At 71.3% G+C, this 22541-nt stretch carries 22 protein-coding genes, 1 other RNA gene and 1 pseudogene; 16 read left to right on the top strand and 8 right to left on the bottom strand.

Annotated elements, in window-relative coordinates; translation table 11 throughout:
• Window positions 1–4 precede the first annotated feature (4 nt).
• The 6 genes from BLQ76_RS18570 to BLQ76_RS18545 all read left to right on the top strand — a co-directional run bounded on the left by BLQ76_RS18570 (window position 5) and on the right by BLQ76_RS18545 (window position 7180).
• A complete protein-coding gene (locus tag BLQ76_RS18570; RefSeq protein WP_090676454.1) occupies window positions 5–952 on the top strand; it encodes a sugar phosphate isomerase/epimerase family protein in 948 nt (315 codons plus the stop codon).
• Entirely contained in the window at window positions 949–2667 is a 1719-nt protein-coding gene (locus tag BLQ76_RS18565; protein WP_090676452.1) for a dihydroxyacetone kinase family protein, read from the top strand. The genes BLQ76_RS18570 and BLQ76_RS18565 overlap by 4 nt, the downstream gene beginning before the upstream one ends.
• A 124-nt stretch (window positions 2668–2791) precedes the next feature.
• Window positions 2792–3796 (top strand): tripartite tricarboxylate transporter substrate binding protein, encoded by a 1005-nt coding sequence (locus tag BLQ76_RS18560; RefSeq protein WP_090676451.1) that lies wholly within the window; start codon window positions 2792–2794, stop codon window positions 3794–3796.
• 91 nt (window positions 3797–3887) lie between these two features.
• Window positions 3888–4427: a tripartite tricarboxylate transporter TctB family protein gene (locus BLQ76_RS18555; RefSeq protein WP_090676449.1), complete on the top strand. Its 540-nt coding sequence runs from the start codon at window positions 3888–3890 to the stop codon at window positions 4425–4427.
• Between the two features lie 10 nt (window positions 4428–4437).
• The gene (locus BLQ76_RS18550) at window positions 4438–5952 is read left to right on the top strand and encodes a tripartite tricarboxylate transporter permease (protein ID WP_090676448.1); all 1515 of its coding nucleotides are present in this window, start codon (window positions 4438–4440) and stop codon (window positions 5950–5952) included.
• A 118-nt stretch (window positions 5953–6070) separates the two neighbouring features.
• A complete protein-coding gene (locus BLQ76_RS18545; protein ID WP_090676446.1) occupies window positions 6071–7180 on the top strand; it encodes a siderophore-interacting protein in 1110 nt (369 codons plus the stop codon).
• A gap of 6 nt (window positions 7181–7186) precedes the next feature.
• On the opposite strand, the gene BLQ76_RS18540 is transcribed toward BLQ76_RS18545, so the two are convergent.
• Complete coding sequence (locus BLQ76_RS18540; RefSeq protein ID WP_090676445.1) at window positions 7187–7462, bottom strand: Rdx family protein; 276 nt, start codon at window positions 7460–7462, stop codon at window positions 7187–7189.
• 108 nt (window positions 7463–7570) lie between these two features.
• Here BLQ76_RS18540 and BLQ76_RS18535 point away from each other — a divergent pair, with 108 nt between their 5' ends.
• The 6 genes from BLQ76_RS18535 to BLQ76_RS18510 all read left to right on the top strand — a co-directional run bounded on the left by BLQ76_RS18535 (window position 7571) and on the right by BLQ76_RS18510 (window position 13871).
• Complete coding sequence (locus BLQ76_RS18535; RefSeq protein WP_090676443.1) at window positions 7571–8068, top strand: MarR family winged helix-turn-helix transcriptional regulator; 498 nt, start codon at window positions 7571–7573, stop codon at window positions 8066–8068.
• 115 nt (window positions 8069–8183) lie between these two features.
• Entirely contained in the window at window positions 8184–9776 is a 1593-nt protein-coding gene (locus BLQ76_RS18530) for an MFS transporter (protein ID WP_244519721.1), read from the top strand.
• Between the two features lie 30 nt (window positions 9777–9806).
• Window positions 9807–10913, top strand: a complete 1107-nt coding sequence (locus BLQ76_RS18525; RefSeq protein ID WP_090676440.1) for an HlyD family secretion protein — start codon at window positions 9807–9809, stop codon at window positions 10911–10913.
• A gap of 60 nt (window positions 10914–10973) precedes the next feature.
• The gene (locus BLQ76_RS18520; RefSeq protein WP_090676439.1) at window positions 10974–11396 is read left to right on the top strand and encodes an RNA polymerase subunit sigma-70; all 423 of its coding nucleotides are present in this window, start codon (window positions 10974–10976) and stop codon (window positions 11394–11396) included.
• A 272-nt stretch (window positions 11397–11668) separates the two neighbouring features.
• Complete coding sequence (locus BLQ76_RS18515; RefSeq protein WP_090676437.1) at window positions 11669–13144, top strand: protein adenylyltransferase SelO; 1476 nt, start codon at window positions 11669–11671, stop codon at window positions 13142–13144.
• Between the two features lie 43 nt (window positions 13145–13187).
• Window positions 13188–13871, top strand: a complete 684-nt coding sequence (locus BLQ76_RS18510; RefSeq protein WP_139184059.1) for a DUF7002 family protein — start codon at window positions 13188–13190, stop codon at window positions 13869–13871.
• A 20-nt stretch (window positions 13872–13891) separates the two neighbouring features.
• Here the strand turns inward: BLQ76_RS18510 and BLQ76_RS18505 are convergent, their stop codons facing one another.
• The 5 genes from BLQ76_RS18505 to ffs form a co-directional block, all read right to left on the bottom strand.
• Window positions 13892–14362 carry a hypothetical protein gene (locus BLQ76_RS18505; protein WP_090676434.1) on the bottom strand — a complete coding sequence of 157 codons (471 nt, stop codon included), beginning with the start codon at window positions 14360–14362 and terminating at the stop codon, window positions 13892–13894.
• Window positions 14363–14439: 77 nt separating this feature from the next.
• Complete coding sequence (recR, locus tag BLQ76_RS18500; protein WP_090676433.1) at window positions 14440–15045, bottom strand: recombination mediator RecR; 606 nt, start codon at window positions 15043–15045, stop codon at window positions 14440–14442.
• A gap of 12 nt (window positions 15046–15057) precedes the next feature.
• Window positions 15058–15381: a YbaB/EbfC family nucleoid-associated protein gene (locus BLQ76_RS18495; RefSeq protein ID WP_090676431.1), complete on the bottom strand. Its 324-nt coding sequence runs from the start codon at window positions 15379–15381 to the stop codon at window positions 15058–15060.
• A gap of 9 nt (window positions 15382–15390) precedes the next feature.
• Window positions 15391–17547, bottom strand: a complete 2157-nt coding sequence (locus tag BLQ76_RS18490) for a DNA polymerase III subunit gamma/tau (RefSeq protein WP_425285178.1) — start codon at window positions 17545–17547, stop codon at window positions 15391–15393.
• Window positions 17548–17704: 157 nt separating this feature from the next.
• Window positions 17705–17801, bottom strand: an RNA gene (ffs, locus tag BLQ76_RS18485) — signal recognition particle sRNA small type.
• A 30-nt stretch (window positions 17802–17831) separates the two neighbouring features.
• On the opposite strand from ffs, the gene BLQ76_RS18480 reads away from it, so the two are divergent.
• The 3 genes from BLQ76_RS18480 to BLQ76_RS18470 all read left to right on the top strand — a co-directional run bounded on the left by BLQ76_RS18480 (window position 17832) and on the right by BLQ76_RS18470 (window position 19470).
• Window positions 17832–18257 (top strand): HIT domain-containing protein, encoded by a 426-nt coding sequence (locus BLQ76_RS18480; RefSeq protein ID WP_090676428.1) that lies wholly within the window; start codon window positions 17832–17834, stop codon window positions 18255–18257.
• A 16-nt stretch (window positions 18258–18273) separates the two neighbouring features.
• Window positions 18274–19191, top strand: coding sequence for an NAD(+) diphosphatase (gene nudC, locus BLQ76_RS18475; RefSeq protein ID WP_090676427.1), 918 nt, complete (start codon window positions 18274–18276; stop codon window positions 19189–19191).
• 132 nt (window positions 19192–19323) lie between these two features.
• Complete coding sequence (locus tag BLQ76_RS18470; protein WP_090676425.1) at window positions 19324–19470, top strand: DUF1127 domain-containing protein; 147 nt, start codon at window positions 19324–19326, stop codon at window positions 19468–19470.
• 87 nt (window positions 19471–19557) lie between these two features.
• On the opposite strand, the gene BLQ76_RS18465 is transcribed toward BLQ76_RS18470, so the two are convergent.
• Window positions 19558–20466, bottom strand: a complete 909-nt coding sequence (locus tag BLQ76_RS18465; protein WP_244519720.1) for a prephenate dehydratase — start codon at window positions 20464–20466, stop codon at window positions 19558–19560.
• A 6-nt stretch (window positions 20467–20472) separates the two neighbouring features.
• Window positions 20473–21189 (bottom strand): annotated as a pseudogene (locus tag BLQ76_RS22595) (3-deoxy-manno-octulosonate cytidylyltransferase); the annotation flags it as partial.
• A gap of 259 nt (window positions 21190–21448) precedes the next feature.
• Between BLQ76_RS22595 and BLQ76_RS22750 the strand changes: the two are divergent.
• Window positions 21449–22495: a c-type cytochrome gene (locus BLQ76_RS22750; protein WP_090676424.1), complete on the top strand. Its 1047-nt coding sequence runs from the start codon at window positions 21449–21451 to the stop codon at window positions 22493–22495.
• Window positions 22496–22541: the final 46 nt, after the last annotated feature.

Raw genomic sequence — 22541 nt, 5'->3', positions numbered from 1 at the left:
CCACATGGCCGCTTATCCCTGGACGGCGGAGACCTGGCCGATCGCCTCGGCCATGATCCACCGCCGCAACGCGCTCGGCGACGGGCGCACCGTGCAGGATCAGAGCGCCGAGGAATGGGCCGTGGCGTTGGGCGAGGTCCGCGCCGCCGGCTTCCACCATGTCGACCCGACCGACAGCTGGATCCGCCTTGCGGATCTGGAACCCGCGCGCGTCGACGAGTTCATGGCGGTCGCCCGCTCGCTCGGCCTCGGCGTTCCTGCGATCTCGACCGCGCGCCGCTCGGTGATCGACCCTGTCGAGGGCGACGCGTACCTCGCCTACGGCCATCGCCTGATCGACACGGCGGCGCGCATCGGCGCCACCGCCGTGTCTTTCGGCTTCTTCGGGCCGCTTTCGCCCGAGCAGCAGCGCGCCTTGTGGTTCTGGACCGTGCCCGGCGTCGTCAACCCCGACGAGCCGGCGACCTGGGCGAAGGCCGTGGAGCGCATCCGCGAGCTCGGCCGGCATGGCGCGGAACTCGGGATCGAGGTCGCGCTCGAGATGTACGAGGACACCTATCTTGGCACGGCGGAGAGCGCGGTGCGCTTCTGCACCGAGGTGGACCTGCCGAACGTCAAGCTCAACTGCGACATCGGCAATCTCGTGCGCCTCCATCGCCCGGTCGAGCATCCGCAGGCGATGATGGAGAAGCTGGCCCCCTTTGCCGGCTACTGGCACGCCAAGAACTACCTGCGCCTCGAGGACAGCTCCACGGGCGTGGTGATGTCCTCGCCTGCGCCCATGGAAAGCGGCGTTATCAACTATCGCGAGGCGGTTCGCCTGGCGCTCTCGCACGGCTTCCGCTCGGCCTTCCTGCTCGAGCACTACGGCGGCGACGGTCTCAGCGTCTGCGCCGCGAACCAGCAGTACCTGCGCCGCATCCTGTCCACCGCCCTGGCGACCTCGCGATGACCCGCATCTTCGACGCACCGGACCAGTTCGCCGCAACGGCTCTCGACGGCTTCTGCCGCCTCTACCCCGACCACGTGCAGCGCGTGAACGGGGGCGCGCTTCGCTCCGCCGAGACGCGCCAGCAGAAGGTCGCGCTCGTGATCGGCGGCGGTTCGGGCCACTACCCCGCCTTTCTCGGGTTTGTGGGTCCGGGCCTTGCCGACGCCTCGGTCGCGGGCGACGTCTTCGCCTCGCCGTCCACGCAGGCCGTGGCGCGCATCGGACGCCTCGCCCATCGCGGCATGGGCGTCGTGCTCGGCTTCGGCAACTATGCCGGCGACGTCCTGAACTTCGGCGCGGCGGCCGAGCGGCTGCGGGCCGAGGGCATCGATGCGCGCATCCTCGCCGTCACCGACGATGTGGCGAGCGCGGACGCGTCCGAGCAGGAGAAGCGCCGGGGCGTCGCCGGCGACGTCGTGGTGTTCAAGGTCGCGGGCGCCGCGGCTGAGCGCGGCGACGCGATGGACGAGGTCATGCGCCTCGCCGCCCATGCCAACCGGCGCACCGCCTCGTTCGGCGTCGCCTTCTCCGGCTGCACGCTGCCGGGTGCGCGCGAGCCGCTCTTCACGGTGCCCAAGGGCCGCATCGGCGTCGGCCTCGGCATCCACGGCGAGCCCGGCGTCGACGAGGTCGACGCGATGAGTGCGAGCGAGCTGGCCGCGCTCCTTGTCGACAAGCTCCTGCCCGAGGCGCCGGCCGGCTGGAACCGGCGCGCCTGCGCCATCCTCAACGGCCTCGGCTCCACCAAGTACGAGGAGCTCTTCGTTCTCTGGACGCATGTCGAGGACCGTCTCAAGGCGGCCGGCATCACGCTGGTGCGCCCCGAGGCGGGCGAGCTCGTCACCAGCCTCGACATGGCCGGCTGCTCGCTGACGCTCGGCTTTCTCGACGACGAGCTGGAGCCGCTGTGGCTGGCTCCCTGCGACACGCCCTTCCTGCGACGCGGCGCGGCGCTGGCCTCGCGTGCGGCCGCCGTGGTCGGCAACGACCCCGATCCCGCGCCGGCGGTTCCGCCGGCCTCCGACGCCTCGCGCCGGAGCGCGGCCTGCATCCTCGCCCTGCTGCGCGACACCGCCGCCTTGCTCGTCGAGAGCGAAGAGGAGCTCGGCCGCATCGACGCCTTTGCTGGCGACGGCGACCACGGCCAGGGCATGCGGCGCGGCTCGGCCGCCGCTCTCGAGGCGGCGGAAGCAGCTGCTTCGGCCGGTGCGGGTGCCCGCACGCTGCTCGGCACGGCTGCCGATGCCTGGGCCGATCGCGCGGGCGGCACGTCCGGCGCGATCTGGGGCCTCCTCCTGCGCGGCTGGAGCGACAAGCTCTCCGACGACGAGGCCGTGAGCGACGCGATGGTGGCGGCCGGCGTGCGCGAGGCCGTGGACCGCGTCATGCGCCTTGGCCGGGCGCGCCCCGGTGACAAGACGCTGGTGGACGCGCTCGTGCCCTTCGCCGATACGCTGGCTGGCGGGATCGAGGCCGGCCGGCCGCTGGCCGAGGCTTGGAAGCAGGCGGCCGAGGCCGCGACCCGCGCCGCCGAGGCGACCGCCCCCATGACACCGCGGCTCGGACGCGCCCGGCCGCTCGCCAGCCGGTCGGTCGGCCATCCCGATGCCGGCGCCGTGTCGCTCGCCATGATCGCGCGGCGCCTCGCCGAGCGCCTGCCGGACGCCGCGCGCTGAGAGTTCCGGTCCCGCTCTGGGAGGAGCGGGACCGCCGATATCCCGCCGCGACCGTGGCGGGACGAGACGTTCCCTTCCCGCCCGGACACGCCGTGCGGCTCCACAACCATCCAGGGAGGATGACATGATGATGACCCGACTTCTCGCTGCCGGCGCCGCCCTCGCGGCCTTCGCCGCCACCGCCCCGGCGGCGCACGCCCAGTTCGCGCCGCGCAAGCCCGTGGAGATGGTGGTCTCCGGCAATGCCGGCGGCGGCTCCGACCAGTTCGCGCGCCAGATTCAGGCGGCCGTCCAGAAGCATGACCTCAACCCCACCAACATCGTGGTGGTGAACAAGGGCGGCGGCTCGGGCGCCGAGGGCTTCATCTACGGCAAGGGCTATGCCGGCGACGAGACCAAGCTCATCATCGGCACCAACAACGAGTGGATCCTGCCGATGGTCGCCAAGGTCGGCTTCACCTCCGGCGAGCTGACGCCCGTGGCGGTGATGGCGCTCGACGAGTTCATCGTCTGGGTCCAGCCCGATGCGCCCTATAAGACCATCATGGACATGGTCGAGGCGGCCAAGGCCACGCCCGGCTCGGTGCGCTTCGGCGGCTCGCAGTCCAAGGACACCGACCAGACCCTGGTGCGCCAGATCGAGAACGCGACCGGCGCCAAGTTCACCTACGTGCCCTTCAAGTCGGGTGCCGAAGCCTCGACCCAGCTTGCCGGCAAGCACATCGACGCCAACACCAACAACCCCGCCGAGATCACCGGTCAGTGGCGCGCCGGCCAGGTCCGCCCGCTCTGCGTGATGTCGGCCCAGCGCCTTGCCGACACGACCAAGGTGACCGACACCATGGCCTGGAGCGACATCCCGACCTGCAAGGAGCAGGGGCTGCCGATCGACAGCTACCAGATGCCGCGCACCGTGTTCATGCCGGGCGAGGCCGATCCCGAGGCGGTCAGCTACTACGCCGACATGCTGCGCAAGGTGTCCGAGACGCCGGAGTTCAAGGAGTATGTCAAGAACAGCTCCCAGACCGGCCGCTTCATGACCGGCGAGGAGATGAAGAGCTTCGTCGACACCAGCCGCGAGCAGCTGCGCGCGCAGTACGAGAAGGACGGCTGGCTGGTCCAGCGCTGATCCTTCGCCTGGTTCGGGACCGCCTCGGCGGCGGTCCCGCGCCCCGTCGCGGCTCGGCCGCCTCCCCTCTTCCCAGACCGGAACCCGTCGCATGATGACCCGACGTCATATGGAAGTCGGCACGGGCCTCGCGCTCGCGCTGATCGGTGCCGTCACGCTCTACGGCAGCCTGGAGAACGGCATCGGCTGGACCGAGATCGGCCCCGCCGCCGGTTACTTTCCGTTCCGCATCGGCCTCCTGATCGTGGTGCTGGGCCTGGCGATCGCCGTGCGCTACGCGCTGATCGGCCGCCAGCGGCGCCCCGCGCGCCTCGCCGCCGCCGACCCCGCCCATCCGACCGAGGCGGTGGCCGCCTTCGACGCGCGCTTCTTCGAGCCGGGCTCGTTCGGGCGCATCCTCGTGCTCTTCGTGCCGACCGCCATCGCGGCGGCCCTTATCCCCTCGCTCGGCCTCTACCTCGCCTCGGTCCTGTTCCTGGTCTTCTCGATGTGGAAGCTCGGCCAGGTCCCGGTCTGGAAGGGTCTTCTGATCTCGGTCGCCGTGATGGTGGCCTTCTACCTGATCTTCGAATTCTGGTTCCAGGTCCCGCTGGAGAAGGGCGTCGTCCTGCCCCTTCTCGGCCTCGAATAGGAGCATCCCCATGGGCGCAGACTTCGCGATGCTCCTGCACGGCTTCTCGGTCGCCTTCTCGTTCTACCACGTCGCCATCATCGTGGTGGGCGTGCTGCTCGGCATCCTGGTGGGCGTCCTGCCGGGGCTCGGCGCGCCCAACGGCGTGACGCTGCTCCTGCCGCTCACCTTCACGATGGACCCGGTCTCGGCGATCATCCTTCTGTCCTCCATGTACTGGGGGGCGCTGTTCGGCGGGTCGACGACGTCGATCCTGTTCAACATCCCGGGCGAGCCCTCCTCGGTCGCCACGACCTTCGACGGCTATCCGATGGCGCGCGCGGGACGCGCCACCGAGGCCCTATCCACCGCCTTCTTCTCGGCCGGTCTCGGCGCGCTCGTCGGCATCCTCGTGATCACGCTGCTGGCCGGCCAGATCGCCGAGTTCGCCCTGCGCTTCTCGTCTCCCGAGTTCTTCGCGATCTACCTCCTCGCCTTCTGCTCCTTCATCGGCCTGGGCGGTGCCGACCCGATGAAGACCGCCGTGTCGCTTCTGACCGGCCTGGCCTTCGCGACGGTCGGCATGGACACGGTGTCGGGCGAGCTGCGCCTCACCTTCGGCCTCACCGACCTCCTGCGCGGCGTCTCGTTCCTGGTTGCCGTGATCGGCCTCTTCGGTATCGGCGAGCTCCTGCTCACCGTGCAGGAGGAGCTGAAGTTCCGCGGCGTGTCCTCGCGCATCGAGCCGCGCGAGATCTGGGTCGCGATCCGGCGCCTGCCGACCTACTGGGCGACCTTCCTGCGCTCGGCGGTGATCGGCGTCTGGATGGGCATCACGCCGGGTGGCCCGACGGCGGCCTCCTTCATGAGCTACGGCATCGGCCGCCGCTTCGGCCGGTTCGGCTCGAACTTCGGCAAGGGGGAGCCGGAGGGCGTCGTCGCGCCCGAGACCGCCGACCATTCGGCCGGCACCTCGGCGCTCCTGCCCATGCTGGCGCTCGGCGTGCCGGGTTCGGCGACCGCCGCCGTGATGATGGGCGGCCTGATGATCTGGGGCCTTCAGCCCGGCCCCCTCCTCTTCACCGAGCAGCCGGACTTCGTCTGGGGCCTGATCGCCTCGATGTACCTGTCGAACGTGATCGCCGTGGTCCTCGTGCTCGCGACCGTGCCGATCTTCGCCTCGATCCTGCGCATCCCGTTCGCGATCATCGCGCCGATCATCATCGTGGTCTGCCTGATCGGCGCCTATACGGTGGCGGGCTCGAGCTTCGACGTATGGCTGGCCGTGGCCTTCGGCATCGTCGGCTACGTGTTCAAGCGCCTCGACTACCCGATCGCGCCCTTCGTTCTCGCGATGGTGCTGGGCGATAAGGCGGAGGACGCCTTCCGCCAGTCCATGATCCTGTCGAACGGCTCGCTCTCGATCTTCTGGTCGAACGGGCTCGTCACGACGCTGATCGTGCTCGCCGCGCTCCTCCTGTTCTGGCCGCTGGTCTCGTCGGGCCTCGCGCTCTCGCGCCGCCTCGGCACCGCCTCGGTCCGTTGACCGAAGACCCATGGGCGTCCGGTCGCGGGCGCCCATGGCTTGTTGACGTGAGCGGTCAGGATTTCCTAACCCTGCGCGGCGCCCGATCTACCCTGTTCCGGCGCGCAGGATCGACGGCATGGACCAGATCGCCACCCCGCCCCCTCTGCCGCTCTCGGCCACGACGCGCTTTCCGGTCGTCGACCCCGCCGCGCTGATCGCCGAGGCCTGCCGCCTCTACGCCGAGTTCGGCGAGGTCGCCGCGGAAGGCGGGCGGGGCCGCATCGAGACCGTGTTCGGCCGCACCCACTTCGAGACCGTGGCATCGGGCGAGCTTCTGGCGCGCGTCGAGGCGAGCGACGCCGTGAACCTCGCCTACGTGAAGATGGGCCTGGCCGAGACCGTCGCGCAGTGTCTTGCCGACGCCGCTCCCTCGATCCGCTGGGACGGGGACGACGCGGGCCTGCGCGTTCCGCCCTTCTTCCGCGAGATGCGCGTCGCCTCGGCCCGCCCGATCGCGCCCCGCATGCGCCGCATCCGCCTTGCGGGCGAAAACCTCGCGCGCTTTGGCGAGAACGGCCTCCACGTCCGCCTCCTGTTCCCCCCAGCCGGCCGCGAACCGCTCTGGCCCCATCTTCGCGAGGACGGGCGCATCGCCTGGCCGTGCGACGAGGACCGGCTGGAGACGCGCGTCTATACGATCCGCCGCATGGACGCGGCAGCCGGCTGGGTGGACGTCGATATCGTCATCCACGAGGGCGACCAGACGCCGGGCTCGGCCTTCGCGCTGGGGGCGCAGCCCGGCGACCGGGTCGGCATGACGGGTCCCGGCGGCGGCGAGGCGCCGCTGGACCGCCCACTCTTCCTGTTCGGCGACGAGACGGCGCTGCCCGCCATCGCTCGCATCCTGGAGATGCTGCCCGAGGGCGTGCCCGCGCGCGCCGTGATCGAGGTGGACGGGCCGGAGGACGAGTTGCCGCTGGCCTCGCGTCCCGGCATCGAGACGCGCTGGCTTCACCGCGCCGGCCGGCCGGCGGGAACCGCTGGGCTCCTGCCGCAGGCGGTGCGCGCGTGCGACCTCGATGCGCTGGGCGAGGACGCCTTTATCTGGGCGGCGGGCGAGTTCAGCGATTTTCGTGCGATGCGCGCCCATCTGCGCACCGAGCGCCGTTGGCCGCGCGAGCACCACCTCGTCGTCAGCTACTGGCGGCGCGGCTCCAGCGGCAACGATCCGCTGCCTACCGACTGAAGACCCTTACCGGTCCGAGTGTCCGAGCGAGCGCTCGGGATCCAGCCGGTCGCGCACGCGCCGCTTCAGCACCTTCGCCTCGGGGAAGCCCTCGTCGGCGACGCGCTCCCAGATCACCTCGCCCTCGTAGCGTACCTCGAACACGCCGCCCGTACCCGGCTCCAGCGCGACCTCGCCGAGATCGGTCCCAAACGTGTGGAGGAGTTCCTGCGCCAGCCACGCCGAGCGCAGCAACCAGCCGCATTGCGTGCAGTAGCGGATCACGATGCGGGGCGAGGACACGGGCGGGAAAACCTTTGAAACCAGGAACCGGCTTCGATCCTGAACCGGTGCGACCGGACTTGGCAACCGCGACGCGCGGTTGCAACGCGGTTCCGGCGGCTATAAATCATGCAAGCTTATCTTAAGCACCCTATCTTGATCGGTGCCGCCATGTCGTCGAACCTGTCCGAAACGCATGCCGCCTTTGCCGATACGCTCGCGCAAGCCGGTCGCCGCCTGCGCACCGCCTTCGATGCGCGCGTCTCGCAACGGGGCCTGACCTTCGGGCGGGCGCGCGCCCTCCGGATCCTCCGCGACGGGCGCCTGCGCACGCAGACCGAACTCGCCGCCGAGATGGTGCTGGAAAGCGCGACGCTCGTGCGCCTTCTCGACGGCATGGTTCGGCTCGGTCTCGTGGAGCGGATCGAGGTGCCGGGCGACCGGCGCGCACGGCATGTCGCGCTGACACCGCACGGCGTCGCGGAAGCAAACGAGGTGTCGCGCATCGCCACCGAGCTTCGGAGCGATATCTTGGCGGATGTGCCGGAGCGGGACCTCGACGTCGCGCTCGGCGTTCTGCGAACCGTCTGCCAACGCCTCGACGAGGTCTGCCGCGATGCGCGCTGAGGATCGTTCCCTGCCGGAAGAGCCGCGCGCCGCGCTCGGCGGGCCGGCGCCTGCCGACACGATGCCGGACGAGGGCCCGGCGCTTCCCGCCCAGCCCTGGTGGCGCGGCGCGCCCATGCCTGCGCCCGCGCCCTACGTGCGCAAGCCTCCGCTCATGGCCGCGCTCTACATCCTCGCCTCGACCGTGATCGCGCAGACGCAAGGCCTCGGCCTCAACCTCGTCTCGGCCAACCTCTACCAGATCCAGGGACCGCTCGGCGCCACCACCAACGAGACGACCTGGCTGATCGCCGCCTACCTCGCGCCCAACGTCAGCCTGACCCTTTTCCTCACCAAGATGCGGGCCCAGTTCGGCCTGCGGGCCTTCGCCAAGGCCGCGATCGTGCTCTTCGTCGTGGTCGCGGCGCTTCATCTCTTCGTGGACGACATCCAGTCGGCCGTCGTGGTGCGCTTCTTTGCCGGCGTGGCGGCCAGCCCCATGTCCTCGCTCGCCTTCCTCTACATGCTGGAAAGCTTTCCGCCCGAGCGCAAGATGACGATGGGCCTGTCGTTCGCGCTCACCAACATCGCGATCGCCCCCTCGATCGCGCGTCTCGTCTCGCCCTCGCTTCTCGACATCGGCGACTGGAACGGCCTGTTCCTGCTCGAGACCGCGCTCGCCATGATCAGCTTCGGTTTCATCAACCTCCTGCCGCTCAACTCGCCGCCCAAGGCGAAGGTGATCGAGCCGATGGACCTCGTCAGCTATGTCTTCATCGCGGTCGGCCTCGGCTCGCTCGCGGTCGCGCTGACGCTCGGCGCCTTCTACTGGTGGCTGGAGGTGGACTGGCTCGGTTGGATGCTGGCCGTCGGTCTCGCCAGCCTCACGGTGGCCGCCGCGATCGAGCTCAACCGCACCAACCCGTTGATCGACCTGCGCTGGATCCTGTCGCCGCAGATCTTGCATTTCGCGGGCGTCCTGTTCCTGTTCCGCCTCCTCCTGTCGGAACAGACCAGCGGCGCGAGCGGTTTCTTTCAGGTGCTCGGCCTGCGCAACGAGCAGATGACGGTGCTCTATCTCGTGATGCTGGGGTCGGGGCTGGCGGCGGGTCTCGTCTGCGCGGCGGTGATGAAGCCGGGGCGCGAGCCGGCGATCCACGCCGTCGCCCTCGGCCTGCTCGCCACCGGCTCGTTCATGGACGCGCAGGCGACCCAGCTGACGCGGCCCGAGCAGATGTATCTGAGCCAGGGCCTGATCTCGGCCGCCGGAACCCTGTTCCTGCCCCCCGCCATGTCGATCGGCTTCCTGTCGGCCATGAGCCGGGGCATGAACTACATCCTTTCCTTCCTGATCATCTTCCTGACCACGCAGTCGCTCGGCGGCGCGCTCGGCTCGGCCCTGTTCCGCACCTTCGTCACCATCCGCGAGAAGTTCCACTCCTCGCAGCTGGCCGAGAACATCGTCCTGTCGGACCCGGTGGTGGCCGCCCGCATCACCCAGCAGGGCGCGGCCTATGCCCGCACGCTCCTCGACCCCGCGCTGCGGCAGGCCGAGGGCGTGGCGCAACTCGGCGCCATCGCAACCCGCGAGAGCAACGTCCTCGCCTACAACGACGCCTTCTTCGTGATCGGCTGCCTGTCGGTCTTCGGGCTCGGCGTGCTGCTTCTTCACGTCGCCTGGCGAGCCTTGCGCGCGCGTCTTGCGCCCGAGCCCGCCCCCGCCGCCTGACCCCGTCCCCTCGCTTCGGCCCTTTGATCCATGCGCAAGCTCTTCAGCTCCTTCGCCACCTTTGTCGCCCTCACCGTCGGCTGCGCCGGCGTCGCGCTGGTTCTCTACGCCTGGCGTCTGCCGCCGTTCGCGACCACGACCGAGGTCACCAACGACGCCTATGTGCGCGGCCAGGTGACGATCATCGCCCCCCAGCTGGCCGGCTACATCGCGGCGGTCGACGTCCAGGACTACGAGGAGGTCGCGCAGGGGCAGGTGATCGCCCAGATCGACGACCGCATCTTCCAGCAGAAGCTCGCCCAGGCGCGCGCGACGCTGGACGCGCAGCGCGCCGCTCTCGAAAACGCCGCCCAGCAGCGCCGTGCCGCCGAGGCGCGCGTCAAGGCCGCCGAGGCCGCGATCGCCAGTGCCCAGTCCGCCTCCGACACCGCGCAGGCCAACTTCGAGCGCGTCCAGCCGCTCGCCCGCCAGGGCTATGTGCCGGGCAGCGACTTCGACGTCGCGACGCGCACGCGCGACCAGGCGGCCGCCGCTCTCGACCAAGCCAAGGCGTCGGCCGAGGTGTCGCGCCAGGACCTCCAGACCGTGATCGTGCAGCGCCAGTCGCTGGAGGCGGCGGTGGAGGGCGCCGAGGCCGCCGTGAAGCTTGCCGAGATCGACCTGTCCAATACGCGCGTCGTCGCGCCCAAGGCCGGGCGCCTGGGCGAGGTCGGCGTCCGGCTCGGCCAGTACGTCCAGGCCGGCACGCAGCTCACCAGCCTCGTGCCGAACCAAGTCTGGGTGGTCGCCAACTTCAAGGAAACGCAGCTGCCCGGCATGGAGGTCGGCCAGCCCGTGTCGTTCACGGTGGACGCGCTGAAGGGCCGTCGCATGACGGGCCGGATCGAGCGCTTCGCCCCGGCGACGGGCTCGGAGTTCGCGGTCCTTCGCCCCGACAACGCCACCGGCAACTTCACCAAGGTCGCCCAGCGCGTGCCGGTGCGCATCGCGATCGACGCAGGCCAGGCGGGCGTCGAGGACCTGTCGCCCGGCCTCTCGGTCGTGGTCAGCATCGACACGGCAGCGCAGGGCTCCACCGCCGCGGCATCCACAGGCACGCAGCAGCCACCTGTGGACAGCGCCTCTGCAACCCCTTGATCGCACGGCGGCTTCGTCCACATAGTTCGCTGATTGTTCCTGTGGGAAAGGTCGCGGCTCGTGACGACGATCAAGGAATTCGAGGACGCCCTGCGCCAGAGCGGCAACGAAGCGGCGCTGGAGGTGCTGGGCGAGTTGCGCAAGCGCGACAAGGCCAAGCGCTCGCTGAGCCCCGCACGCCGCGTGACGGGCCGCAAAATGACGCCGGAGCTCGCCCGCCGCATCCTGGAGCTGCACGGCGCCACGCGCATGACGCAGCAGGAGATCGCCTTCAAGCTCGGCGTCAACCAGGGCCGCGTGAACGAGGTGGTGAAGCGCGGCAAGTGGCTGACCGACGACCCCGCCGCGCCCGAGCAGGTCTCGCGCGACAAGGCGATGGAGCGCATGGCCAAGCCCCGCCCCACGCGCCGGAAGGCGAGCGTCGTGCCCGCCATGCCGAGACCGCGTGCCGACGGCCAGCTGTCGTTGCTGGGCGACTTCTGACGCGCCGACGACAAGGGCGTCGCTCGGGCGCTCAGCCGGTCCCGTAAGGCTTGCGGCCTCGGTGAGCCGGGCGGATCGATGCGATCGACGGCACGCCTGTTTCGAGGGGCGAGACATGCGCATCGCGGAATGACGGCCGCAGCTGCGCGTTCCGGTTGCGGGACATGCCGGGCGAACCCATGTGGACGCGACCACCCCGCCGCCATCCGCTGCCGCCTGTCCCCGCGCCGTCCGGGCCTGCGATGCGCCGGATTTCCTGCAAAGGACCGCCCGTGACCGCTCTCTTCCCCTTCCAGAACAGCTTCGCGCGCCTACCCGCTGGCTTCTTCGAGCCGGCCCGACCCTTCGGCGCGCCGGCGCCGACGCTCCTGCGCCTCAACCGGGCGCTTGCTGGGGAGCTGGGTCTCGATCCGGACGCGCTCGCCGCGCCCGAGGGCGTCGAGGCGCTGGCGGGCGCCCGACTTCCGGAGGGCGCCGAGCCGCTCGCCGCCGCCTATGCCGGCCACCAGTTCGGCAATTTCGTGCCGCGCCTCGGCGACGGGCGCGCGCTTCTCCTCGGCGAGGTCGTCGACCGCGCCGGGCAGCGCCGCGACATCCAGCTGAAGGGTGCGGGGCCGACCAGTTTCTCGCGCGGGGGCGACGGCTTCGCCGCGCTCGGACCGGTGCTGCGCGAGTACCTCGTCTCCGAGGCGGTGCACGCGCTCGGCATCCCGACGACGCGCGCGCTCGCCGCCACGCTGACCGGCGCCGAGGTCTATCGCGAGGTGCCGCTGCCGGGCGCGGTGCTGACGCGGGTGGCGGCCAGCCACATCCGCGTCGGCTCGTTCCAGTTCTTCGCCGCGCGCGGCGACCGCGAGGGGCTTAGCGAACTCCTGCGCTTTGCGATCCGTCGCCACGACCCTGAGGCGGAGCGCGCCGAGAACCCGGCGCTCGCCTTCCTCGAGGGCGTGATCGCGCGCCAGGCCGACCTCGTGGCGCGCTGGATGCTGGTCGGCTTCGTCCACGGCGTCATGAACACCGACAACATGACCGTCTCGGGCGAGACGATTGACTACGGCCCCTGCGCCTTTCTGGACCGCGCCGACCCGGAGGCCGTCTTCTCCTCGATCGACCGGATGGGCCGCTACGCCTTTCGCAACCAGCCCGGCATCGCGCTCTGGAACCTGACGCGGCTCGCCGAGGCGCTCCTGCCGCTTCTCGCCGACGACGAGGCGACGGCGATCAAGCGGGCGGAAACGGCGCTCGACGGCTTCGCCGCGCGCTTCCTCGACGCGCATCTGGCCGGAATGCGCGCCAAGCTCGGTCTCCTCACAGAGGAGGAGGGCGACCGCGCGCTCGCCGACGATCTCCTGAAGGCGATGGCCGAGAACGGCGCGGATCACACGCTTCTTTTCCGACGCCTTGCCGACGCGGTGACCGGCGAGGCGGAGCCGGCGCGCTCGCTCTTCATCGATCCGACGCGCTTCGACGCCTTCGCCGAGCGCTGGCGTCAGCGCCTCGCGCGCGAGCCGGAGGTGGACGCGGCCGAGCGGCGCGCCCTGATGCGCCGGGTGAGCCCCGCCGTGATCCCGCGCAACCATCGCGTCGAGGAGGCGCTGGCAGCCGCCCACCGCGGCGACATGGCGCCCTTCTCCGCGTTGGAGCGGGTGCTCGCCCACCCCTTCGACGATCCGCCCGCCGAGCTGGCCCATCTGGCCGAGGAGCCGCCCGGCGACTGGCGGGACTACCGCACCTTCTGCGGCACCTGAGGGCGGCTGCCGCGTTGCGCTGTTCCAACGGGAGGCGCGCGGCATGACGGATGGGGAACTAGGGGAGCTCTTGAGCGACTGCCCGACGCTCTACCACATGGCGGCGCGCGGCTCCTGGCCGCTGATCCAGCACCACGGGCTGCTCGGCACGCGCGCCCTTCTCGATCTCTTCGAGGTGCGGGGCGAGCGGCGCGAGGCGATCCTGGCGCAACGCCGGCCCGAGGGCGTGCGGCTCGAGCATCCCGATCTCGGCGAGGCGACCGTGCGCGACCAGAAGCCGATGAGCGACCGGGGCCTGGAGAAATGCCTCGGCGACGGGATGACGCCGGAGGCCTGGTACCGCCTCCTCAACGAGCGCGCCTTCCTGTCGCTTTCCCGCCAGCGTCTCCTGCGCCTCCTGCAGGCACGGCCCTATCGGGACGACGAGCACGACGTGATCGAGGTGGCCGCTGCGCCGCTGGTCGACGCCTATCGCGACCGCATCACGCTGGCGCCGATCAACACGGGCTTCACGGCACGCTATCCCGCCCCGCGCGGGGCGGACACGTTTCTGTCGATCGAGGACTACCCGTATGCCCATTGGCGCGGCAAGCGCGCCCGGGGCGAGCGCGTGGTGGAGCTGGCCGTCTCGCCGGGCGTCCCCGACATCGCCCGCTTCGTGCGCCGTGTCGTGCGCATGCGCCGGGACGAGGAGCTGGATCTCCTGTGGACCGGCCCGGAGGCGTGAGCGCCGGGCCGGACGGGTCGTCAGCGCGCTGGCGCGCGCAGCGAGTGGGCGACCGGGCCGACGAGGTCGTCGTAGGGGTCGCGCAGGGCTTCGGGATAGCGGATCGAGACCGAGTGGATCAGGTCGCCACGAAAGATGTAGCGCTCGTAGAAGATGCGCCCGTCCGGACGGTAGCCGGACACCACGGCCCAGTTTCCGCCGCGCTTCTGGTAGGTCACGCGGTCCACGGTGCGCCGCCATGCGACCAGCCGCGCGGGATCGTAGTTCTTGGCGTTCTCGAAGGCGTAGATCACGAGCTCCGCCCCGTCGGGCGAGCGCCAGACGCCGCCCTCGCCGCCCGGCGGGGCGGGATCGGCCTGCGGAAAGGCCGCCTCGGGAAAGCTCGCCGAGGTGCCGTAGGTCGGATTGGTGTAGGTCTTGGCCTCGGCCGGAGACTGGCCGAGGAGGGCGAGGCCGAGCGCAAGCGCCGGCGCGAGGTGGGTGTGCCGCATCCGTGTGTATCCCCGTCTGTGCCGTCCCTTGCGGGAGGGTTAATGCGGGGACGGGCCGGCGGTTTCGCCTCGCTCGCTCAGATCCGCGTGCGCGTGCGCATGGCGGCGAGAAGCGTGCCCTCGTCGAGATAGTCGAGCTCGCCCCCGACCGGCACCCCATGCGCCAGGCGCGTGATGCGCACCGGCAGGTCGGCCAGCTGGTCGATGATGTAGTGGGCCGTGGTCTGGCCCTCGACCGTGGCGTTCACCGCGATCACGAGCTCTTCGATCCCCCCTTCCGCCACGCGCTCCACGAGGCGGGCGACGGTCAGGTCGTCGGGTCCGACGCCGTCGAGCGGCGACAGGACTCCGCCGAGCACATGGTAGCGCGCGTTGAGCGCCTTGGCCCGCTCCAGCGCCCAAAGGTCCGACACGTCCTCCACCACGATCACCACGGCGGTGTCGCGATTCGGGTCGGTGCAGATCGTACAGGGGTCGCGCGTGTCGATGTTGCCGCAGTTGGAGCAAAGGCGCACCTCCTCGGCGGCCACCGTCATCGCCTCGGCGAGCGGGCGCAGCAGCTGTTCGCGCCGCTTCACGAGCTGCAGGGCGGCGCGGCGAGCCGAGCGGGGCCCCAGGCCCGGCAGGCGCGCCAGGAGCTGGATCAGCCGCTCGATCTCGGGGCCCGCGATGGGCTTGGGCACCGGCCGGCCCTCCTAGAACGGCAGCTTCATGCCGGGGGGAAGCGGAAGGCCGGCGGTGAGGGCCTGCGTCTTCTCGGCGATCGTGGCGTCGAGTCGGCGCTTGGCCTCGGCGTGGGCGGCGACCACGAGATCCTCCAGAATGTCGCCCTCGCCATCCTTCAGGAGGCTCGGGTCGATCTGGACGCCCACCATCTCGCCCGTGCCCTTCAGCGTGACCTTGACGAGGCCGCCGCCGGACTGGCCGGTCTCGGCCACTTCCGCGATCTCGGCCTGCAGACCCTGCATCTTCTCCTGCATGGCCTTGGCCTGCTTCATCATTCCCATCAGATCTTTCACGGCCGCTCCTTAGTCGTCGTCTTCGTCGGGTTGGGCGTCCTGGTCGAACAGGACGGAGTCCTCGCCATAGTCCCTATCAGCGGGATCGGCGTCGATCAGTTCCGGCAGGCCGTGCTCGCCGCCCTCTTCGGCGAGCGGCGCCAGCGCCTCGGCCTCCTCGGGCGCGGCCTCTTCCGGCTCCGGCTCGCCGCGCAGGCGCACCTCGCGCACGAAGGCGCCGGGCAGCGCTGCCAGAAGCGCGGCGACCTCGGGATCGCCCTCGGCCTCGCGGATCAGGCGGGCGCGCCGTTCGGCCGCCGCCTCGTCCAGCGTCGGCGCGCCGCCGGTCTCGACGGTGTCCACCACCCAGCGCCGACCGGTCCATTCCAGGAGGCGTTTCTGCAGGTCGCCGGCGAGCGTCGGCGGGGCGCCAGGAGCCGGCTCGAACCGGATCACGCCCGCTTCCACGTGCACGGGGCGCATGTAGCGGCGCAGGCGCGCGCGCAGGTGCGAATCACGCCGCTCCAGGATCAGCGCCTCCACCGCCTCCAGCGTGCGCGGAAGCGCGTCTTCGGCGAGCTGCGGCACCGGACGCTGGGCCAGCGCGGCGCTGGGGGCGGCCTGCATGCGCTCCGCAAGCCCGACGGAGGCCGGGGCTTGGCGGGCGGTCTCCGGGCGAACAGGCTCGAGCCGCGCGGGCGGCGCGGGCTTGGGAGCAGGCGGGGGCACGATCTCCGCGACCGGGGACGGCCGCGGCTCGGACGGCACCGGCGCCGGATCCGGCCTTGCGGCCGGCGGTGCCGCGACGACCGGCGCGGGGCGCGTCGCCGCCGGCGTCACAGGCACCGGCGCGGGGCGGGGCGGCTCGGGTCGCGGCCCGGCCGCGGCCAGGTCAAAAGGGCGGCTGGCCTCCGCCGACCTCGCGGGTTGCGCGGCGGCAGGAGCCGGAGCGGACGCCGGAACAGACCCGGGGTTCGGCGCGACGCCTCCGGGCGCCGCCCCTTGAAGCAGGCGCACGAGCTCGTCGGGACCGGGCAGCGTCGCGGCGTAGCTGATGCGGATCAGCGCCATCTCGGCCGCCTGGCGCGGCGAAGCGGCCTCGCGCGCCTCGCCGATCGCCCGCAGCAGCATCTGCCAGACCTCCGACAGCGCCTTCACGGACAGGCGCGCGGCGAAGTCGCGCCCGCGCTCCACCTCGTCGGGCGAGAGCGAGGCATCGCCCGCGGTCTCCGGCACGAAGCGCAGCGAGGTGACGAGATGGGCGAAGTCGGCGAGATCCTGCAGGACGACGACCGGATCGGCACCCGCCTGATATTGTTCCGCGAACTCGCGCAGCGCGCCCGACCCGTCGCCGCGCATCACGAGTTCGAAGAGCTGGACGACGCGCGCGCGGTCGGCCAGGCCCAGCATGTCGCGCACGGTCTGCGTGCCGACGTGGCCCGCCCCGTGCGCGATCGCCTGGTCGGTGAGCGAGAGCGCGTCGCGCACCGAGCCCTCCGAGGCGCGCGCCAGGATGCGCAAGGCATCGTCCTCGGCCTCGATGCCCTCCTGGCCCAGCACGTTGCGCAGATGCCCGATCATCGCGGCCGGGTCGACCCGGCGCAGGTCGAAGCGCTGACAGCGCGACAGGACGGTGATCGGAACCTTGCGGATCTCGGTGGTGGCGAACACGAACTTCACGTGCTCGGGCGGCTCCTCCAGCGTCTTCAGCAGGCCGTTGAAGGCCTGCGTCGAGAGCATGTGGACCTCGTCGATGATATAGACCTTGTAGCGCGCCGAGACCGGGCGGTAGCGCACCTGCGCGATGATCTCGCGGATATCGTCGATGCCGGTATGGGAGGCGGCGTCCATCTCCACGACGTCGACGTGGCGGCCCTCCATGATCGCCTGGTCGTGGACGCCGGTGTCCAGCATGTCGATCGTCGGCCGGTCCACCGTGTCGGTCTGGTAGTTCAGCGCCCGCGCCAGGATGCGCGCGGTGGTGGTCTTTCCGACGCCCCGCACGCCGGTCAACATCCAGGCCTGCGCGATGCGGTTCGCCTCGAAGGCGTTGGTCAGCGTGCGCACCATCGGCTCCTGGCCGACGAGGTCGCGGAAGGAGCGCGGGCGATACTTGCGGGCCAGCACGCGATACGGCGTGCCGGGCTGGGCGGCGGTGTCCGTTGGATCGGCCATCAGGTCGGAGATAGGAGGTCCCAGGAATGAAGGCGGAGGTCCGCCGACGGCAGCCGGACGACCCTAAAGCCTCGCGCTCGACTTGAACAGCCGCGAGACGGGAACGCACATCCCCGGCGGCGGCCGGAGCGATCCGGCTACACAGGCGGGGTGGCGAGGATTAAGGAGGGTGGGAGGCTGGCACGATGACCCGTGCCGGATTCGTTGGGGCTGCTTCCTTCCGGACCTGACCCGGTTGGCGAGCGGCTCGTCCACCACCAACCTCCCGCTCCTCATATCGGCGAGACCGCTCCCGAATGCAAGACGCTTCCCCTTCGCCCGCCCCCTTCGAGCTCGATCCGCGGCTCCACGCCGACACGCGGCTTCTCGCCGATCTCGAACTCTGCCGCCTCGTTCTCATGAACGACCGGCGCTGGCCCTGGGCGATCCTCGTGCCGCGCCGGACGGGGGTCGTCGAGATCACCGACCTGACGGCCGAGGAGCGCGCCCTTCTCGTGGAGGAGGCGGCGCGCGTCGCGGGCGCGTTGCGCGAGACCACGGGCGCCGAAAAGACCAACGTCGCGACGCTCGGCAACGCGGTGCGCCAGTTCCATCTCCATGTGGTGGCGCGGCGCGAGGGCGACCCGAACTGGCCGGGCCCCGTCTGGGGCTTCGGGCAGCGCGAACCCTGGAACGACGAGGAAGCCGGGACGTTCGCCGCCCGCCTCCTGGAACGGCTGTGACGAACGGATAAGCCCCATGCGCCTTGGATACAGCGGCAACCGCCTCGTACGCGACGGTGAGCATCGCGACGCCGATCAGGTCGAGGCGGCGGCGCGAAACGAGCGCGCGCGCATCATGCTGCGCGACGGGGACGGCGCCTGGCAGCTGCGCGACGGCGATCCGCTGTTTCGGCTCGGCGAGGCAGAGGCGGGCGAGCGGGTGCTTCTGGGCCACACGCGCGAGGGCGCGCCGCGCTGGGCGGGCGAGTTGGCAGGGCCCGCGCCCGCTGGCGCCGCGCCCGAACCTCTGCGGCGGATCGGCAGCGCCCAGCTTCTCGACGAGAACGGCGAGGGCCAGCTCGCGCAGGCGTCTCACCTTCTGAACTGGCACGCCGCCAACCGCTTCTGCGGGCGGTGCGGCTCGGCCACGGCCTCGGAGGCCGGCGGCTTCCGGCGCCGCTGCACGGCCTGCGGGCACATCCTGTTTCCCCGCACCGATCCGGTCACGATCATGCTCGTGCACGACGGACGGGGGCGCTGCCTGCTCGGACGCCAGCCGCAGTTTCCCGCGGGCATGTGGTCCTGCCTCGCCGGCTTCGTGGAGGCGGGCGAGACGGTGGAGGACGCGGTGCGCCGCGAAACGCTGGAGGAAGCGGGCATCACGGTGGGCGAGGTTCGCTATCTCCTGAGCCAGCCCTGGCCCTTTCCGGGCTCGCTGATGCTGGGCTGCGCCGGGTTGGCGCTGGACAGCGAGATCCGGCGCGACGAGACCGAGCTCGAGGACTGCCGCTGGTTCCGGCGCGACGAGGTGCGCGCCATGCTCGCCGGCACCCATGCGGACGGCATCCAGGCGCCGCAGGAATTCGCCATCGCGCACCATCTCATCCGCCGCTTCGCCGCCGATCCGGCGAGCTTCGACACAAGCGAAGAACCGGTCGAATCATGGGAGGGTTAAGGAAAGGTTTCGCAAAAATTGCGCAGGCCATGCACAGATTGCACAAGAGGCGTGCAGAACCTGCTCTCCTTCTGGGCAGGTCGAGGGTCTACATACCGGTCATCAGATTGACTGACGAACCGGACACGACCGATGCTGACCTCCCTCGCCAAGCGCTTCCAGACCATTCGCGCGCACCGCAAGACCGTTCTCGAGCTCAACCGTATGGATGACCGTATGTTGAGCGACATCGGCGTGATGCGCGGTGACATCGACCGCATGGTGCGCGTCGGCCGCTAAGCGCCGCACACCACTGCAGAAACGCAAAAACCCCGCCGCGAGGCGGGGTTTTTGCGTTTGGGACCTTGTGGGCGTTCGGGCGTGCCGTCAGTCCGTCAGCGGCCGGGTGCTCGCGAAACGGTAGACGCCGAGGATCTCGAGGTCGGTCGTGAAGTGTTCGAGTTCGGCAAGCGCGCGTGCGAGCGGCGCGTCGTCCGGATGGCCGATCACGTCGGCATAGAAGCGCGTCGCGGTGAAGCGTCCGCCGAGCTGGTAGCTCTCGAGCTTGGTCATGTTGACGCCGTTGGTCGCAAAGCCGCCCAGCGCCTTGTAGAGCGCGGCGGGAATGTTGCGCACGTCGAAGACAAAGGTCGTGACGACGCCGGGCGTCGGCGCTCCGCCTCCCGCAGCCGGCGCCCAGAGAGCGCGCTCGTCGCCCTCCGGCCGGCGCAGCACCACGAAGCGCGTCTGGTTGGTGGGATCGTCCTCGACCCGCTCGCGCAGGATGTGGAGCCCGTAGATCTCGGCCGCCCGCCGAGGCGCGAGCGCGGCCATCGACCGGTCTGCGCTGTCGCGCACGAGCCGCGCCGAGCCCGCCGTGTCGCCCTCGGTCCGACCGCGCCAGCGAGGCCGGCCGGTCGCGGGATCGGTCTCGTTCAGAAGCGCGCGGCATTGTCCGAGCGCATGGACGTGGCTGTGGATCGTGCGGACCTCCGACTCGTCCACGCCCGGCAGCGCCATGAAGTGGAAGTGGATCGGCAGGAAATGCTCGCCCACGATGCGCAGGCCGGCCTGGGGAAGGAGGTGGTGCACGTCGGCGACGCGGCCCGCCAGCGTGTTCTCGATCGGGATCATGGCCAGTTCCGCCTGGCCGTCGGCGACCGCGCGGAAGGCGTCGTCGAAGCTCGCGCAGGGCAGCGTCTCGCGGCCCGGGAACATTTCCTCGCAGGCGATGTCGGAGTTGGCGCCCGGCTCGCCCTGGAAGGCGATGCGCGCGCCGGCCCCGGCGGGCGACAGGAGCCGCCGCGCCTCGGCCAGCTGGCGCGGCGTATCGACGCCGAGCGGCACGGCGTCCACCACGCAGGCGTCGATCCGCATGCCCGCCTCCAGCGCGCGCAGCTGCTCCAGCGTCTCGCGGCGCTCCAGGGCGCCCGGCGGCAGGGCGACGAAGCGCTCCAGCGCCGCGCGGCGGTAGGCGTAGATGCCGACATGGTGGAACAGCGGCCCCTCGCCCGTGGGTGCCGTCGCCCGCGTGAAGTAGAGGGCGCGGCGCGGCGCATCGCCCTCGCCCGCGCCGGCCAGAACCGCCTTCACGACGCTCGGATCCTCGCGGTCGCGCCGGTTCTCAATCGGCACCACCACCGTGCCGATGTCGCAGGCCGGATCGGCGAGCGCGCGCAGGCTCGCGCGCACGGTCTCGGGCTCGACGGTGGGCAGGTCCCCTTGCAGGTTCACCACCGTGTCCACGAGGCCCTCGGGATCCACGAGGCGCAGCGCCTCGAAGATGCGATCCGAGCCCGACGGATGGTCGGTGCGCGTCATCACCGCCTCGAAGCCCGCCCTGCGGACCGCCTCCAGCACGTCCTGGGAATCGGTCGCCACCACGACGCGCCCGACATCGGCCTCGCGCGCGCGCTCGGCCACGTGGACGATCATCGGGCGGCCATGGATCGGGGCCAGCGGCTTGCCGGGCAGGCGCGTCGAGGCGATGCGGGCCGGCACGAGGACGAGCGTGGACATGGGCGGTTCTTCCGACGCGGGACAGGAGGGCTCGCGCGCCCGGCCCGAAACTTCTGGGGCAGGCGACGGGATTTGGCGGGGCTGTGGCGAGCGGACGCTTGATCGCAACGGATCACAATGTCAGAACGCTTCCAGCTTCGCGGGCTTATAGGTCTTGCCGCCCCCCGGCAAAAGGCCGTAACGCCCGCGCGTGTTTGTTTGAACGGCCGGCCGCCTCGGGAGGGGTTCGCAGCGGCCGCAGCGGAGCCTCCTCATCGCCATGGATTCATTCGAGGCCAACAAGATCTTCGGTGCCCTCCTGGGCACCGTGTTCGTGCTGTTCGGCGGCAGTCTGGTGGCGGAGGGGCTCTTCCATTCCGAGGCGCCCGAGCAGCCCGGTTACGCGATCCAGGCGGCCGAGCCGGCCGCCGGCGGCGCGGCGGCTCCCGCGCCCGGCAACGAGGTGACCCCGGTCGGCCAGATCATGGCGAGCGCCAACGCGGACGCGGGCGCGGGCATCTTCAAGCGCTGCCAGGCCTGCCATTCCGGCGAGAAGGGCGGCCCCAACAAGGTCGGACCCGATCTTTGGGACATCGTGAACCGACCGATCGCCAGCCACGAGGGCTTCAGCTACTCGGCCGCGATGACCGAGTTCAGCCAGGGCCAGTCGGTGGTCTGGGACTGGGATCACCTGAACCACTTCCTGCACGGCCCCAAGCAGTACATCAAGGGCACGGCCATGGGCTTCGCCGGCCTGCCCAAGGACCAGGAGCGCGCCGACCTCCTGGCCTACCTGCGCACGCTCTCCGACAACCCGCCGGCCCTGCCCGCGCCTGATGCCGGCGCGACCGCCGAAGCGGCTCCCGCGGAAGGCGCAGCGCCGGCCGAAGGCGCGGCACCGGCTGAGGGTCAGGCACCGGCCGCCGGTCAGGCACCGGCCGAAGGCAATGCCCAGGCGCCGCAGCCGACCGCGCCCGCCACCTCGACCTCGACCGCCCTGCCGGGCGACCCGGTGTCGCAGCCGCAGGGCGCCGGAACCACCGATCCCGCCACGGGCGGTGCGCCCACCGCGCCGCTGACGGGCCAGGTTCCCGCCACCGGCGACAATGCCGGCTCGGCACCCCCGCAGGCCCCCGAGCCGCCGCAGCCCGCGCAGCAGCCGGCAGCGTCCGGCGCGGCTCCCGCGCCGGCCCCGACCGGTGTCCAGCCCGATGGCGCGAACGGCAACCCCGCCGCCCAGCCCGCGCCCGCTCCGGGCGCCGCGCCCGCCGCCCCGGAAGCGACGCCGGCCGCACCCGCCGCACCGGCGACGCAGCCCGCGCAGTAAGGCGACGCACGCGACATCGCAGCATCTTGAACGGGGCCGGACAGCG

The sequence above is a fragment of the Aureimonas jatrophae genome, assembly GCF_900104035.1.
GTDB lineage: Bacteria > Pseudomonadota > Alphaproteobacteria > Rhizobiales > Rhizobiaceae > Aureimonas > Aureimonas jatrophae.
Note: the sequence above shows the minus strand (reverse complement) of the source record. Positions and strands in the feature narration are given on the sequence as shown.